Here is a 15,301-nt window from a genome sequence, read left to right on the forward strand (position 1 = left end):
CGGGTCACACTCGCTTCCGGTCGTAGACCGCCTTCTGACCGGTGCCGTAGCGGCGCAGGGCACCCTCCGGGCCGGAGGCGTTGGGGCGTATGAAGATCCAGTTCTGCCAGGCGGTGAGCCTGCCGAAGATCTTGGTCTCGATGGTCTCCGGGCCGACGAACCGGTGGTTGGCCTCCATTCCGGTCAAGGCGTCCGGGCTCAGTGCCGCCCGGCTCTCCAGGACGATGCGCACCTCGTCCTCCCAGTCGATGTCGTCGGGCGCGTCGGTGACGAGGCCGAGTTCGCGGGCCTGGGCGGGGTTCAGGGGCTGCCCGGTTTCGCGGCGCAGCCAGTCGAGGTGGTCGTTCTCCTGGTAGAAGCGGGACTCCAGACGGGTCAGGCCGTTGCCCATGGGGAAGGTGCCGAAGTTCGCCTCGGAGAGGGTGAGTTGGGCGCGGGCGTCGCTTTCGGGGTCATCGACGGGTGGGCCGTCCAGCATGTACTGGAGGTCGCACGCGAGGGCAAGCTCCAGGAGCGGCCCGGCGAAGCAGCTCCCCGGCTCGATCAGCGCGATGAGGCTGCGGCTGGTGACGTCGAGCCGTTTCAGGGTGCGCTTGTAGTAGTGCACGATCTCGCCCGCCAGCCAGTCGCCCTCGGCGGCGGCTGCGCGTACGGCCCGCTCATGGGCCAGTACGCGCTCGGGGTCGCCCTCCGTGCACAGCACCCACGTGCCCAGCTCGATCTCGTTCGCCCGCAGCCGCAGGATCAGGTCGTCGAGCTCCCGGGTGAGGGCGAGCAGCCAGCCGTCGGCGCCCTGGGCGTGGATCGCGGCGGCGTCGGCGGGGGCGTCCCCGTCGGGCCCCCGCACGGTGATGCGGACCAGGCCGAGCGGACGGTCGTACTCGGCGCGGGCGTACCGGTAGGCGATGCCGCCCTCGGTGACGTCGCGCCCCAGCGGGGTCAGCTCGACGCCCCGGGCGTCCGCCGGGCGGGAGCTGTGCTCGGCCGCTTCCCGGGCGCGCTGCTCGACGATCGTACGGAAGTCCCGGCGCGGGACGACCTCGTCGACCAGCCGCCAGTCCACCGCCGTCTTGCCGCGGACGCCGTCGGGGCGGGTGGCGAAGAGATCGGCCAGGTCCTTGCGCACGCGGCGCTTGTCGGTGACCCGGGTCAGGCCGCCGGTGCCGGGCAGCACGCCCAGCAGCGGGACCTCGGGCAGCGCCACCGCCGAGGAGTTGTCGTCGATCAGCAGGATCCGGTCGCAGGCCAGCGCGAGCTCGTAACCGCCCCCCGCGCACGAGCCGTTGACGGCGGCGATGAAGGTGAGCCCGGAGTTCTCCGAGGCGTCCTCCATGCTGTTGCGGGTCTCGTTGGTGAACTTGCAGAAGTTCACCTTCCAGTGGTGCGAGGAGGCCGCCAGCATCCGGATGTTCGCCCCGGCGCAGAAGACCTTCTCCTTGGCGCTGGTCAGCACCACCGAGCGCACCTCGGGGTGCTCGAACCGCAGCCGCTGGAGGGCGTCGTAGAGCTCGATGTCCACGCCCAGGTCGTAGGAGTTGAGCTTCAGCTCGTACCCGGGGACCAAGCCGCCCTGTTCGTCGACGTCCATCTCCAGCCATGCGACCGGGCCGTCGATGCTCAGCTTCCAGTGCCGGTACGCGTCCGGACTGCGGTCGAAGGACACCACCACCATGACGAGCGCCTCCTCGCGCCAGTACGGGTTCGACGAGAGCATCTTCTACAGAAGAAACCAAGTGCGTCAAGGTTCTGTAGAACATTGGCCGCGGTGGAACATTGACCGAGGTGGGCTATCGCCCCTAGGAGTTCGCGCGGCTGTTCATGGCCCCCGCTGCGCCGGCAGCCCCTGGCACCGCGACGGCGGGCAGTAGGCGACAAACCGCGTATCGCACCCCACCGTCGGCGGCAAGCGCTCGCCGTCCGGACACGTCGGATGCCGGAATTCGCCAGGCGACGATTGGCTGGGCCTGGCTGGGCGTGGCTAGGCGACGCGTTCCGCCGCACGCCCCAGCGCGTCACGGAACCATCGGTGGCCGGGATCGTCGCTCATGGTCGGGTGCCATCGCAGCGACAGGTTGAGAGGTCCGATGTCCACCGGGCTCGGCAGAATCCGCACGGGCGCCACGGGTGCCAGGCGTCGCGCGAGTCTCTCCTGAAGGAAGGCGACGCGGTTGCTGCCGGCGAGCAGGAACGGGACCGAGAGGAAGCTGTCGGTCACCACCTCCACGTGCGGCTCCATGCCGTTCGACCGCAAGTGGCGCAGTGCCGGGAAGCTGGCCGGGTCGGAGTGGGTGAACTGGCTCACCCACGGCAGGACGGCGAGTTCGGCCAGGGTCGGCTCGCTGCTGATCACGGTGTTGCTGTCGGCCACGACGCACACCCAGCGGTCGCGCAGCAGGAGCCGACCGGGATAGCCCTGCACCAGCTCATGCGGCAGGACCACCCCGTCGGTGTGCCGGATCAGGGCGTCGGCGTCGAGGTGGGAGCTGGTGGTGAGGGGGCGAAGGTCGAGTCCGGCGCCGGGGGCCTCCTCGGCCAGAATCCGGTTGAGTTCCTCGAACAGGATGGCGACGGTGTAGTCGGAGAGCGCGAGGGAGAACTGCCGGTTGGTCGTCGCGGGGTCGAAGTCGTCGCCGAACACGCGCTCCAGCGCCTCGGTGGCCGACTCGATCCGTGACAGGAGGCCGGCGGCCAGCGGCGTGAGCTCGTAGTCCCGGCCCACCCGGATCAGCAGCTGGTCACCGAACCGGCGACGAAGGCGGGCCAGCACCGCGCTGGTGGCGGGCTGGCTCAGGCCGACGGACTCGCCGGCCCGGGTGACGTTGCGCTCGACCAGCAGGGCGCGCAGGACGGGCAGGGTCGCCACGTCCTGGTTGCGCAGTATCCGGCCTGACGGCTCCGAGGTGCGTCCACCTGCCGTGGGGCTTGGAGTCGAGTTGTACGTCACCGCGGTGTCCTCCCCCGGCTACTGTTCCAGGCGCGGTTCGGCGAGCCGACCAGCAGCAGTGCGGCTCCGAAGCCTTCGCCGAACGACTCGCACCGGCCGGTCGATGCCTGAGCATCCATTCCGTCGATGGGTCGCATATAAGGCTGAGCATATCCCAGGCCTCATGGCCCGGGTCACAATCAGATCATCCTCCGGCCGGCCCGTCCTCCGGGCTCCTTTTCGTCCGCCGGAAAGGTCGGACAGACCCAGGGCGAAAGGTGATCCATGACTTTCGCCGTCCAGGTGTCGTGCGTCCCGCACGACCCAGCGTCACCGAAACGGAAACGTGACCCATGACTGAGACCACCCCTGTCACGCGCGCTCCGGAACACCCGGTCGACCCGGCGACCGGGCTGCGCGCGGGAACCTTCGCGCTCGGTACCTTCGCCGGCGAGACGCGTGCCTTCCCGGCCCTCGTGACCGCCGACGGCAGGGTCACCGACCTGTCCGACCGTTTCCACGACCTGCACGAGGTCTTCGCCGACTGGACGACGAACTTCCGGTTCCTCGAGGAGGTGTGGAGCGGCTCCTCCCGACCGACCCGACCGTTGGCGGAGCTGCGTGTGCTGCCGCCGCTCAGCCATCCCAACCTCCTGGGCGCCGGCGCCAACTACAAGACACATTCGGCGCAGATGCTGACGAAGAACGCCTTCAACCAGCACAACCGTCGACCGGGCGAGACCGACGAGGAGTTCTTCCAGCGCAATCTCGCGTTCATGGAGCGCCGGTCGCGAGAGGGGATTCCCTTCGCCTGGGTCGGGATGCACTCCTCGCTCGTGGGGGCGACCGACGACGTCGTGCTGCCGGCCCTGGGCGACGAGCCTGACTGGGAGCTCGAACTCGGGGTCGTCGTCGGCGGCACCGGTCGGTTCCTCACCCCGGACGAGGCGACGGGGCTGATCGCCGGCTACACGATCGTCAACGACCTCGGCACCGTCGACCAGTTCCGCCGCACCGACATCCCGTGGGGCTTCGACTGGATGGGCAAGCACCAGCCCGCCTTCAAGCCGACCGGGCCGTTCGTCGTGCCCGCGCAGTTCTTCACGCTCGACGACACCATCCGGACCACATTGAAGGTCAACGGCCAGGTCATGCAGGACTGGCCGACCGGCGACATGATCTTCGACCCGGCGCAGTTCGTGGCGTACGCCTCCGAGCACGTCCGGCTGACGCCCGGGGACATCATCTTCATGGGCTCTCCGCCCGGCAACGGCAAGCACCACGGTCGCTTTCTGCACGACGGCGACGTCATCGACAGTGAGATCACCTACCTCGGACGACAGCGCAACCGCTGCGTCGCCGAGGACTTGCAGGGCCGCAAACCCCACTTCGGCCCCTTCCCGACCGACTGAGCACGGCCGGCCGACCTGGTCGGCCCCACCCAAGCGATCGCTGCTCTACCGGAAAGCGAGGTGCACCATGTCGTCCGCCGTCGAGACACATGCCGAACCGGACTGGTACCCGGAGGAGGACCGAGGGGGCCGATCCCGCGGTGGCGGGCTCCGCTCACCCGAGCGGTACGCCGAGTACACCCGTCTGCGCCGCGAGTGCCCGGTCGCCTTCAGCGACACCCCCGAAACACACGCGACCCTGACCCGGTACGCGGACGTCAGCGCCGCCGCCCTGGACACAGCACGTTTCCGCAGCGACCCCTCGACCACCCCGTTCATCGGGATGCCGCTCGGCGACCAGATCCCCATCACCCTGAACTCGCCCGAGCACGGCCTGTTCCGGCGCATGCTCAACCGCTACTTCAGGCCGGACCGCATGGCCGCGCTCGAACCGCTCATCCGGCGCTACGCCGTCGAGCACATCGAGGCGCTCCTCGCCGCCGGGGAGGCCGACGTGAATCCCACGCTCTGCAGGCCTGTCTCGGCCCAGGCCTTGACGGCGCTGCTCAACCTACCCGAAGAGGCCGCGCGGGAGCTGCTCGACCACTGGCAGATCATGCTGGACACGGAATACGACGTCGAGAAATTCAACGACGTCATGTTCGGCGTCTTCGCCCAGTACGCCGGTGTCGTCGTCGCGCAGCGACGGGCCGCACCGCTCGATCCCGACGACGACATGATCAGCGGCGTCCTGGCCACCGAGATCAACGGCAGCAAGCTCACCGACGACCAGGTCATCAAAATCGCCATGGCGATGATCGCCGCCGGGCACTTCACGACTGCGGAGACACTCGGGTCGGCGATCCACCGGGTGGCCACCGTCCCCGGGCTGCAGGAGGAGCTACGGTCGCGGCCCGACCTCATACCGGCGGCGGTGGAGGAGATGATCCGCCTCGACCTGCCCCTCCACGAACTCGGCCGGCTGGCCACCACCGACGTCGAACTGCACGGCCGTACCATCCCGCGGGGCTGCCCCGTCGGGCTCAACTTCGCCGCCGCCAACCGCGACCCCGAGGCCTTCGACAACCCCGACGAGTTCGTCCTCGACCGGAGCCAGAACCGCCACCTCGGCTTCGGCCACGGCGTCCACAAGTGCGTCGGTGCCCCGCTGGCCCGCTTGGAGATGAGGGTCGTGCTGGAGGAGATCCTGGCCAGGACGACAGCCATCGAACTCGCCGATCAGCCCCTGAACGACGTGGGCCTGCTGGGCGGGGGCTTCGAGAGGGTGCCGGTCCGTCTCCGGAGCGCGGCCGACCGCGACAACTGACCCCTCGGCCGACCCGTCTTTCTTGTGCGGCCCGTGGGCGGCCGCGGCTCGCGAGCGACCTCTTGATCCGGTCGCCGATCCACGAGCGCGGCTTTCCCCAACGCTCAAATCACCTCCGTCACCCCACGGGAAAGAGAAACAGACATGGCGATCGTTTCCCTGCCACCTGTCCAGCGCCTCAGACCTCTGGCACCACTCGTCGTACGCGTGGCCGCCGGGGTCACCCTGATCGCGCACGGCTTCGAATACTCTCCCGCAGAGTTCGGCCAACTCGTCCGCGAGGCTTTCGGTGTGCCGTTCTCCGGTCTCATCGGCTGGGTGGCGGTCCTGCTGCAGGTGGTCGGAGGCGGCATGTTCGTCCTCGGCCTGCTGTCGCGGATCGTCGCGATCCCGGCGATCGTGCACATGGCGCTCGCCCTCTCGTGGGAGGCGCAGTTCGGGCTCGCGCCGGACAACACGGCGGAGAGCATCGGCGCGCAAGTCCCCCTCCTCATCATGGCGGGCTTCATCGTCGTGCTGCTCGCCGGTCCCGGGCCCGTGTCCCTGGACAGGTTGATCGGATGGGACAACGGCTGGGATCAGCGCCCCCAGTCGGCTCGGACGGATGAGGTGGTGGCGCCGTGAGCGTGCTCACCGTCGATGTGCACGCCCATGCGGGCGTACCGGCTGTCGACGCGCTGATCGAGGGGCAGCCGGGCCTGGCACGGCAGCGGGAGATCGACGCGGCCACCCTCGGCCGGGCGTCGCTGGCAGTGAACCTGAAGCAGATCGCCGAGCTCGGGCCGAAGCTGGTAGACCTCGACCTGCGGCTTGCCGCGATGGACGCCGCGCGTGTGCAGGTGCAGGCGGTCAGCGCAGTACCGCTGCCCCATGCGTGGGCCGACCGTGAGCTGGCCACCCGCATCGTCGCGGTGGGCAACGAGGGCATCGCGGCGTTGTGCGCGAAGGAACCGACTCGACTGCTTCCGATCGGAACCATAGCGCTGCAGCACCCCGATCTGGCGGTCGGGCAGTTGGTGTCAGCGGTCCGCGACCTCGGTATGCGGGGGGTGCAGATCTCGACCTCCGCCGGCCCGGGCCGGGAACTCGACGACCCGTCGCTGGCCGACTTCTGGGCCGCCGCCGAGGAACTGGGCGCCGCCGTGCTCATCCACCCCTGGGGCTGCACCCTCGGCGAGCGGCTGAACGCCTACTACCTGTTCAACAGCGTGGGAAACCCCACCGAAACCGCTCTCGCGCTGTCCCGGATCGTGTTCTCCGGACTGCTCGAGCGGCACCCGCGGCTGAAGATCTGGTCCGCGCACGGCGGTGGCTACCTGACCGGCTACATGGTCCGCGCCGACCACGCCTGGGCGGCCCGCTCCGACGCGCACACCACCGTCGAGCCGCCGTCCGCGCTGCTGCGCCGCACCTTCGTCGACTCGCTGGTCTACACCGCTGAGCAGCTGCGGCACCTGGTGGGCTCGATGGGCGCGAGTCAGGTGACCCTCGGCAGCGACTACCCGTTCGACATGGGCGTGGTCGACCCGGTCGACCGCCTGGAGGCGGCCGGCTTCGACCAGGCCACGACCGACGCCATCCGCGGTGGCAACGCCGCCCGCCTCCTCGGTCCGATCCCGGCGGTAGGAACCGCGCACCCATAGCCCCGATGACCTTGCTGCCGATCCCTGATCGGAACTCCACGGAGGAAGACCTGTGACCACGTTCGACCGCTCCGATCCCGAAGGGGCCATCGCGGCCGCGGCCAAGCGCGTCTCCAACTGGGGCCGCTGGGGCGCCGATGACGTCCTCGGCACGCTGAACTTCCTCGACGAGGCCAAACGGGCGCAGGGCGCGCGGCTGGCCCGCCGCGGCGTGAGCTTCTCGCTGGCCCAGCGCTTCGACGCGGAAGGCCCGCAGAAGGGGTGGCGGCGGCGCACCAACCCTGTGCACACCATGCTCTCTTCCGGCCTGGACGCCGAATTCGGCCCGGCGGAGTTCCCGCACGGGCTCGGCGGCGCGGACGACGTGGTCTTCATGCCGCTGCAGGCCTCCACCCAGTGGGACGGCCTCGGCCACATCTTCGACCACGGCACGGCCTACAACGGACGCCGCGCCTCCCAGGTGGTGACGAGCGAGGGAGACAGGCTCACCGGCATCGAGACCGTGGCCGACAGGATCGCCGGCCGGGGTGTGCTGCTCGACGTCGGCAGGGCGATCGGGGCCGAGGGCGAGCTGCCGGACGGCTTCGCCATCACCGCCGAACACCTCGAGGCGACCATCGCCGCGCAAGGTGAGACCGCCCGGGTCGGCCGCGGCGACCTGCTGCTGGTCCGCACCGGCCAGCTCACCCGGGCCCGGCGCGGCATCGCCGCGGGCGACGGCTGGGGCGACTACGCGGGCGGCCCCGCTCCCGGTCTGTCGTTCACCACGGCCGACTGGCTGCACTCCTCCGAGATCGCCGGCATCGCCACCGACACCTGGGGCTTCGAGGTTCGCCCCAACGAGTTCGATGTCGCCTTCCAGCCGCTGCATCAGGTCGCCATCCCGCACATGGGCCTGTTCCTCGGGGAGATGTGGGACCTCGACACCCTGGCGGCCGACTGCGCCGCCGACGGCGTCTACGAGTTCCTTCTCGTGGCCGCCCCCCTGCCCGTGACCGGCGCCGTCGGCGCACCGGTCAACCCCCTCGCCGTCAAATGACGGGTAAGGAGCCCACCGTGCCCGTGGTGCACGACGCCATCGTCGACCGACGTCCGTCGAACACGCTCACTCCGCCGCCCCTCCACCTCGCCGGTCCGGGTCGGTGAAGTTCGCGACCTGGGAGTCCCAGGGCAGAACGTTTTCGGGTGTCGTCTCCGAGGCAGGGCTGCACGCCCTCCCGGAGGGGACGACGGTGCTCGACCTCGTACGTGCGGGACTGCCGGCCGCGCTGGAGACCGGCGGCACGGCGCTGGAGACGCAGGCCGTGCCGGTGGACGGCGTCCGGCTGCTGCCGCCGCTCGCCCCGCCCACCATGCGGGACTTCGTGGCGTTCGAGGAGCACGTGGAGGGGGTGGTGCGGAGCATGACCGACGGCGGTGTGATGTCGGAGTGGTACGAGGCACCCACCTTCTACTTCACCAACCCCTACGCGCTCGTCGGTGCCCATGACGACGTCGCCGTCCCGCCCGGCTCACAGCTGCTCGACTTCGAACTCGAGGTCGCCGCCGTCGTCGGCAGGGACGGCGCGTCGCTGAGTCCGGAGCAGGCCCGCGATGCCGTCTTCGGCTACACGGTGCTCAACGACTGGTCCGCGCGCGACCTGCAGCGCCGGGAGATGAGGGTCGGCCTGGGCCCGGCCAAGGGCAAGGACTTCGCCGGCACCCTGGGCCCGTGGCTGGTGACCGCCGACGAACTGGAGCCGTACCGGGACGACGAGGGCTTCCTGTCCCTCGAGATGCGGGTCTCCGTGAACGGCACCGAGATCGGACATGACCTGCTGTCCAACATGGGCTGGCCGTTCGAGGAGCTGGTCTCCTACGCATCCCGCGGCAGCGAGGTCCGCGCCGGGGACGTCCTCGGCTCGGGCACCTGCGGGAACGGCGGTTGCCTGGCCGAGCTGTGGGGCCTCCGTGGGCGCCCGGACCCGCCGCCGCTACGGCCCGGCGACGTCGTGGAGATGACCGTCGAGGGCATCGGCACCATCCGCAACCGGGTCGTCCCCGGCCTTCAGCTCCCGCCGGTCCGCGCCGCCCGGCCACGGCCGCGGGCACGCGCACGGGCAAGGAAGCGGCTGTCGTGAGCGGGCGGTGACACGAGCGTAGTGCTTCGGCGGGGGGCGAAGTCCGGTGAGCGCGAAGGCGCGCATCGATGAGCACACCGACCGGGCGCCGTCCGTCAGGGGCTACGCCCGGTCCGGTGGTCGTGCGTCGTCGTGCTCGCCGACTCCCGTGGGTCGTCGGTCCGCATGCGCCGGGCACGGGGCTTAGCAGGGGGCTCAGTAGGGGCTGGAGAGAGCCTCCATCGCCCGCCCCCGCACCTTGTTCTGAGCGGCGATCGGCTCTCCCCGCTGCTGCATGCGGTCCAGTTCGACGCTGGTCTGCACGACCAGGCGAGCCCGCTCGAAGCGCCGCGTCATGAAGCGCTTGAACACGTCCTCGAGCGGGCCGCCGGCCGCGCATTCCTGACCGAGGACCACACCGTCCTCGACCGCCATACCCCCGCCGGCACCGAGGTGGGCGGTGGTGGCGTGCGCGGCGTCACCGATCAGCAGGACCCGGCCCCGGGACCAGGGCTCGGACACGAGCAGCCAGTCGTAGTCGTTGACGATGATCCTCGTGTCGTCCGTGAGCCGCTCCTCCAGCGCGCGCATCAGCGGCGCGGTGAACGAGCGGAGGTTCTCCCGGACGATCTGCCGGGCCTGTGCCGCATCGATCCGCGGGCGCTCCGGGAACTCGCGGCCGGTTGCGAGGTAGACGCCGCCGTCCCGCTGCCGCCGGATCACGCAGAGGTGCTCCGACTCGTAGTGCCCGATCGGGCCGACATCCGGCACCCCGTCGGCGACCCAACGGAACATCGTGAGACCGGTGTACTTCGGGATCACCTGGTCCCCCAGAATGAGCGAACGCGTCTTCGATCGGATGCCGTCCGCGCCGATGACCAGGTCGTACGACCGCTCCGACCCGTCGGTGAGGATGGCGGTGACGGAGTCTTCCGTCTGCCGCAGCCCGGCGAGACCCACGCCGTTGCGCACGCTCGCGCCGGCCCCCTCCGCGGCTCGCCGAAGGACGTTCGCCAGGGCCGGCCGGTAGATGAGGATGCCGTGCGGCAGAGCGGACGTCGGTGCGGGAGGCATGGGCGGCGTGGACACCGGTTTCCCCGCCGCGTCGAAGTAGGCGAAGATGTCCTGCGGGGACACCGCCAGCCCCTCCTCCAGGCACTGATCCAGGACTCCGATCTCGGCGAGACCGTCGACGGCCCGGTTGAGCAGTGAGATGGCGGCCCCGGCCGGACCGTCGGCCAGGTCGACGACGTCGCAGGAGATCCCGGTACGGGACAGGGCGGTCGCGGCGGTCAGGCCGGCGATGCCCCCGCCGACGATGAGTGCGTTCTGGATGCTGGTCAAAGCAGGACTCCGAGTGCGTCAGGGCAGGTTGAGGAGATCGGTGCAGGGCGATGAGAAACGTCCGGGCCGAATGCCAACGAGCGTCGGTGAGCACCGGGAGTCCCGGCGGCTCCGCTGTGGAAACCCTGAACTCCCGTGGTGCAGAACCATCTTGTGGGTAGCCCGAGCCACGTCCAATACCCGGTTTCATATCGCAGGCATGGACCAGGTGAATACCCGAGCGACGCCATGTCTGCGCTTCGGGGCGGCTCTTCACACGACGAACGTCGTCGGACCATCCGCTCCGTGGATAGTGCGCATACCGGTTCCGCTATTCCCCAACGACGTCGCACCGCTCACGCTGTTACCACCGAATTTGGAGATTCCCTCTGTACGGCCGGTCTGCCTGGAGGGTTCCATGGTGAAAGGTGAGCGATGGCCAGCGTCGTCCAAGTGCTGTGCACTCCCCATGACCCGCTGCTCCCCGGCGTTGCCGCCGGCGGGTCGGCGGCTCCCGAGCCGCTGCAGCGATCGGTCGCCCATTTCGCGGAACTGCGCGCGCGGCTGGCCGCCTCGCGGCCCGACGTGCTGGTGGTGGTCTCCGGGGACCACTTCAACCAGTGGTTCTACGACAACATGCCGACCTTCCTGATCGGCAAGGCGGTCCGGGCGCGTGGCCCGTTCCCGCACGAGCAGGAGCTGTTCGGCATCGGGCCCTACGACACCGCCCTGGAAGGGGACATCGCGCGGCACCTGCTGCGCGGCGGCTTCCAGCGCGGGATCGACTTCTCCTACAGCGACGACTTCCTGCTCGACCACGGGTTCACCGTCCCGTTGAGCTTCCTCAGGCCCGAGCAGGACCTGCCGGTCGTTCCGATCTTCACCAACGTGATGGCTCCCCCGGTGGCCACCGGGCGCCGCTTCTACGACCTCGGCGCCGCCATCGTGGAGATGGTGGAGGCGCACCCGGCCGACCTGCGGGTGGCGATCATCGCCAGCGGCCACCTGTCCAACGCGATCGGCAACCCGGCCATGGCACGGTTCCAGACCGAGCCGGAGACAGCGTGGGACAAACGGGTATGGGCGCAGATCACCGCCGGTGACACCGAGTCGCTGATCAAGGAGACCACGTACGAGTCGCTCGCGGCGATCGGCAGCGGCACACCGGGATTCCTCGACTTCCTCTTCGCACTCGGCGCTGTGGGTGGAGCCACCCCGGACTACGCCGAGAAGGTCGCCTGCACCTTCGCCCCGCCGACCGGTTTCCTGGCCTGGGGTGACCATGGGTCCGTTCCCGCATCGGAGGTGGTGGCCCCATGAGCCGGTACGCCACCAACCGGGTGCTGTGGGAGGTCGCCGCCGACGGCGACCTGGCGAAGCAGCTGAAGGAAGTCCCGGAGGCCGTGCTCGCCGACCGCGACCTGACCGACCAGGAGCGCGAGGCGTTGGCCAGGACCGACATCCGCCAATTGTTCCAGCTCGGTGTCCACCCCTTCCTGCTCTACAACTTCGCCCTTCGGCTGAACGGCGGCTTCACCATGGAGTGGATGGCGTCCTACCTGGAGCAGCTGAAGGGTCTGGAAGTCGGCGACGTGACGACGTGACCGCGTGACCAGGGCGGCGTATGTTCGTCGCCTGCCGACTCGACGGCGCAGACCGCCCCGTCCATTTGTCTCGTGAGTTTGCGGCTCAGCGAAAGTAACGGATTCCCGGCGAAACACCTCCGGGTCAGAAATGCCGCATCACCATCACCGCCGGAGGAATTCCATGGAGCATCTGACCGATCGGCAGCGCGCCCGCTACCAGGCTTTGCTGGAACTGGCCGACCGCCCCTTCGACGTGGAGCGGCCGGCGGTGTTCAGCCCGGCGGCCGCCGCGCAGGACGAGGCGAACGTCAAGGGCCTGCTCTTCCGATGGACGCCCGTTTTCATCCCATACGAGTACACCAACTGGAGCGAGGAGAGCCTGGCGCATGTGCGGTCGTGCTACATCGGCGACTGGTCGGCCATCGGCAAGCTCCGCGTCCGCGGGACCGAGGCCCTGACCGCGCTCACCCGCATCGGCATGAACAACCTGTCACGCTTCGAGCCCGGCCAGATCAAGCACCACGTCCAGCTGGACGAACGCGGCCACATCGCCTCCGAGGGCCTGCTGTACCGGGTGGCCGAGGAGGAGTTCGTCTACAGCGGCGGCGGCGTCGACTGGACCGCCTGGCAGATCGACCAGGGCGGCTGGGACGCCAAGAGCGAGGTGATCAGCCCCGACATGTTCATCTTCGAGATCCAGGGGCCGACGTCGCTGTTCGCACTCGAGGCCGCGACCGGCGAGAGCCTGCGCGACATCGGCTTCAACCGGAGCCGCATGACCAGTATCAGCGGCATCCCCGTGCGGATTCTGCGCTCGGGGATCTCCGGGGAGCTGGGGTACGAACTGCACGGGTCCGCCGACGACGCCAACGCGATCTGGACGGCGGTCGTCGAGGCCGGGGCCGAGCACGGCATCCGCCAGCTGGGGATGCGCTCCCAGCTCGTGGCCCACATCGAGGCGGGCATCGCGACCGTCGGCATCGACTACCTGCCTTCGTCGATCATCACGCCGGGGGCGCCCAAGCTCTTTCCCCGCGGGATGCCGGACGGCAGTTTCATCCCGGCCGACGTGACGGAGTACTTCCGCCGTCCCGGTGAGCTCGGCTGGGGCCGTCGCGGAGCCCTCACCTCCCACGACTTCATCGGACGCGACGCGCTGGCCGCGGAGGCGGCCGCAGGCGGCCCGGCGCGCCACCTGGCAGGCCTGCACTGGAACAACGAGGACGTGATCGCCCTGTTCGCCTCCCAGTTCGGCGACGGCCCGTTGCCCGATCCCATGGAGATGCCGCGCAAGATCGGCGCCAGCCTCGACCAGGTGCTGCTCAACGGAAACCCGGTAGGCGTCTCGACCTCCCGCACGTACAGCACGCACCTGCGCCGCACCATCTCCCTCTGCGTCATCGAACGCGAACTGGCGGCACCGGGCACCGAGGTGACGGTGCTGTGGGGGAACCCCGGCACCGCCCAGCGCGAGATCCGCGCCACCGTCACCTCCCTGCCCATGAAGGAGGACCGCCGTCGCATCGACGTCAACACGCTTTGAGCCTGGCGTGAGGTGCGTGTGCCTCCTGCGCCGCTGGTGGTCGACGACATACGTGCCCTTTTCCCATCCGTTGTACAAGGAAAGGTGAACATCGTGAAGGCAGCTGTGATACCTGAGGTCAACGGCAGGTGGGAGCTGCGCGAGGTGCCTACTCCGCAGCCGGGGCCCGGCGAGGTGCTGATGCGGGTGCGCGCCTCCGGCGTATGCATCAACGACGTCCTGGCCACCACCGGGGCGATCCGGTTCCCCTCGTGCGACCCGGCGATCACCGGACACGAGCCGGCGGGCGAGGTCGTCGCGGTCGGGCCGGGGGTCACCACGCGCCGCGTAGGTGACCGGGTGGGCACTCACTGGGTCCGGGCCGCCTGCGGACGGTGCGACTACTGCCGTCTGGGGCTGCCGGTGACCGGTCAGGCCGCCTTCGCGTGCGCGGCACCCACCACGACCGGTTTCAGCGTGCAGGGCGGGCACGCCGAGTTCATGGTCGTGGGCGCCGACGAGACGGTACTCCTGCCCGACGGGCTCGCCTTCGAGTTGGCCGCGCCCATCTTGTGTGCGGGCTACACGGGCTGGTCCGCCCTGCGCGCCGGGGAGCCCAAGCCGCACGAGCGGGTCGCCGTGCTCGGTATCGGCGCGGTGGGCCATCTGGCGGTGCAGTTCGCGCATGCCTGCGGCCTCGAGACGATCGCGATGACAAGTTCGCCGGACAAACACGACGTGGCACGGCGGCTGGGCGCGGACGAGGTCGTGACGAACGGCGCCGAGTTGCGCGCAGCGGGCGGCGCCGACGTCATCTTGGCGACCGCCGGTTCGTATCCGGCCGCGGCGGAGGCGATGACGGGCCTGCGGCCCGGCGGGCGACTGGTCCTGTCGGGCATCGACGGCACCGACCCCTTCACCGTCCCGCCCGCAAGCAGGACCCTTCCGTTCATAGGCATGCGGATACAGGTGATCGGTTCCACCCACAACGGGCCGCACTACCTCCGGGAGGCCCTCGACCTCGCAGCTGCGGGAAAGGTCACCCCCATGGTCGAGACGTTCCCGAAGGAGCAGGTGGCCACGGCGGTCGACAGGGTTGCCAAGGGCTCCGTCCGCTTCCGCGCGATAGTCACCTATTAAGGAGGTCGTTTCCTAAGCTTGTCATTTGACGACCGGCGTCGAACGCGGCTCGAGCTTGATCAAGGGCTTTCAGCACCTGGCCGCGCGACGTGACCGGCGTGTCTGCGGGCTCGGGCTGCTTCGGGGCACGGCTCATCGCCCCAGCCCTCGCTTGCTGTTCGGGCGCCGCTTCGCCACGGATCCCCCGATCGTGTCGGCGCCGGAGGGGAGCGCCTTGAAAGGGCCCCTGGCCAGCAGCCGCGCATCCTCGCCGCAGCGGTGGCCGTGGGTGACGACCTCGCCGCCGGGCTGGACTCCGAGCATGCGGACGTCATCGGCCCCCTTACTGCTGGCGTTGCCACCGTAGC

Annotated in this window: 14 protein-coding genes; 10 read left to right on the plus strand and 4 right to left on the minus strand. The window is 69.8% G+C overall.

The window, feature by feature from the left end; all coding sequences use genetic code 11:
• Positions 1–4: 4 nt before the first annotated feature.
• Together boxC and ACFY9I_RS31080 are read right to left on the minus strand one after the other, a co-directional pair.
• Entirely contained in the window at positions 5–1,714 is a 1,710-nt protein-coding gene (gene boxC, locus ACFY9I_RS31075; RefSeq protein ID WP_391007591.1) for a 2,3-epoxybenzoyl-CoA dihydrolase, read from the minus strand.
• 264 nt (positions 1,715–1,978) lie between these two features.
• Positions 1,979–2,944, minus strand: coding sequence for a LysR family transcriptional regulator (locus ACFY9I_RS31080; protein ID WP_391007593.1), 966 nt, complete (start codon positions 2,942–2,944; stop codon positions 1,979–1,981).
• 332 nt (positions 2,945–3,276) lie between these two features.
• On the opposite strand from ACFY9I_RS31080, the gene ACFY9I_RS31085 reads away from it, so the two are divergent.
• From ACFY9I_RS31085 to ACFY9I_RS31110, 6 genes are all read left to right on the plus strand, one after another.
• A complete protein-coding gene (locus ACFY9I_RS31085) occupies positions 3,277–4,335 on the plus strand; it encodes a fumarylacetoacetate hydrolase family protein (RefSeq protein ID WP_391007594.1) in 1,059 nt (352 codons plus the stop codon).
• Positions 4,336–4,402: 67 nt separating this feature from the next.
• A complete protein-coding gene (locus ACFY9I_RS31090; protein ID WP_391007596.1) occupies positions 4,403–5,641 on the plus strand; it encodes a cytochrome P450 in 1,239 nt (412 codons plus the stop codon).
• Positions 5,642–5,785: 144 nt separating this feature from the next.
• On the plus strand, positions 5,786–6,265 hold the full coding sequence (locus tag ACFY9I_RS31095) for a DoxX family membrane protein (protein ID WP_391007598.1): 480 nt from the start codon (positions 5,786–5,788) through the stop codon (positions 6,263–6,265).
• The gene (locus ACFY9I_RS31100; RefSeq protein ID WP_391007600.1) at positions 6,262–7,284 is read left to right on the plus strand and encodes an amidohydrolase family protein; all 1,023 of its coding nucleotides are present in this window, start codon (positions 6,262–6,264) and stop codon (positions 7,282–7,284) included. The genes ACFY9I_RS31095 and ACFY9I_RS31100 overlap by 4 nt, the downstream gene beginning before the upstream one ends.
• Positions 7,285–7,336: 52 nt before the next feature.
• Positions 7,337–8,323, plus strand: a complete 987-nt coding sequence (locus ACFY9I_RS31105; RefSeq protein ID WP_391007602.1) for a cyclase family protein — start codon at positions 7,337–7,339, stop codon at positions 8,321–8,323.
• 103 nt (positions 8,324–8,426) lie between these two features.
• Positions 8,427–9,404, plus strand: a complete 978-nt coding sequence (locus ACFY9I_RS31110; protein ID WP_391007604.1) for a fumarylacetoacetate hydrolase family protein — start codon at positions 8,427–8,429, stop codon at positions 9,402–9,404.
• Positions 9,405–9,599: 195 nt separating this feature from the next.
• Here ACFY9I_RS31110 and ACFY9I_RS31115 read toward each other — a convergent pair whose 3' ends face one another.
• Positions 9,600–10,727, minus strand: a complete 1,128-nt coding sequence (locus ACFY9I_RS31115; RefSeq protein ID WP_391007605.1) for an FAD-dependent monooxygenase — start codon at positions 10,725–10,727, stop codon at positions 9,600–9,602.
• Between the two features lie 414 nt (positions 10,728–11,141).
• Here ACFY9I_RS31115 and ACFY9I_RS31120 point away from each other — a divergent pair, with 414 nt between their 5' ends.
• From ACFY9I_RS31120 to ACFY9I_RS31135, 4 genes are all read left to right on the plus strand, one after another.
• Positions 11,142–12,026: a hypothetical protein gene (locus ACFY9I_RS31120; RefSeq protein WP_391007606.1), complete on the plus strand. Its 885-nt coding sequence runs from the start codon at positions 11,142–11,144 to the stop codon at positions 12,024–12,026.
• A complete protein-coding gene (locus tag ACFY9I_RS31125; RefSeq protein WP_391007608.1) occupies positions 12,023–12,310 on the plus strand; it encodes a hypothetical protein in 288 nt (95 codons plus the stop codon). Before ACFY9I_RS31120 ends, ACFY9I_RS31125 begins: the two co-directional genes overlap by 4 nt.
• 163 nt (positions 12,311–12,473) lie before the next feature.
• Positions 12,474–13,835 (plus strand): glycine cleavage T C-terminal barrel domain-containing protein, encoded by a 1,362-nt coding sequence (locus ACFY9I_RS31130; protein ID WP_391007610.1) that lies wholly within the window; start codon positions 12,474–12,476, stop codon positions 13,833–13,835.
• Between the two features lie 93 nt (positions 13,836–13,928).
• On the plus strand, positions 13,929–14,954 hold the full coding sequence (locus ACFY9I_RS31135; RefSeq protein ID WP_391007612.1) for an alcohol dehydrogenase catalytic domain-containing protein: 1,026 nt from the start codon (positions 13,929–13,931) through the stop codon (positions 14,952–14,954).
• Positions 14,955–15,086: 132 nt separating this feature from the next.
• Here the strand turns inward: ACFY9I_RS31135 and ACFY9I_RS31140 are convergent, their stop codons facing one another.
• Positions 15,087–15,257: a hypothetical protein gene (locus ACFY9I_RS31140; protein WP_391007613.1), complete on the minus strand. Its 171-nt coding sequence runs from the start codon at positions 15,255–15,257 to the stop codon at positions 15,087–15,089.
• Positions 15,258–15,301 lie beyond the last annotated feature (44 nt).

Origin of the sequence: Streptomyces sp. NPDC012510 (assembly GCF_042955065.1) — a bacterium.
In the GTDB taxonomy this organism is placed as follows: Bacteria; Actinomycetota; Actinomycetes; order Streptomycetales; family Streptomycetaceae; genus Streptomyces.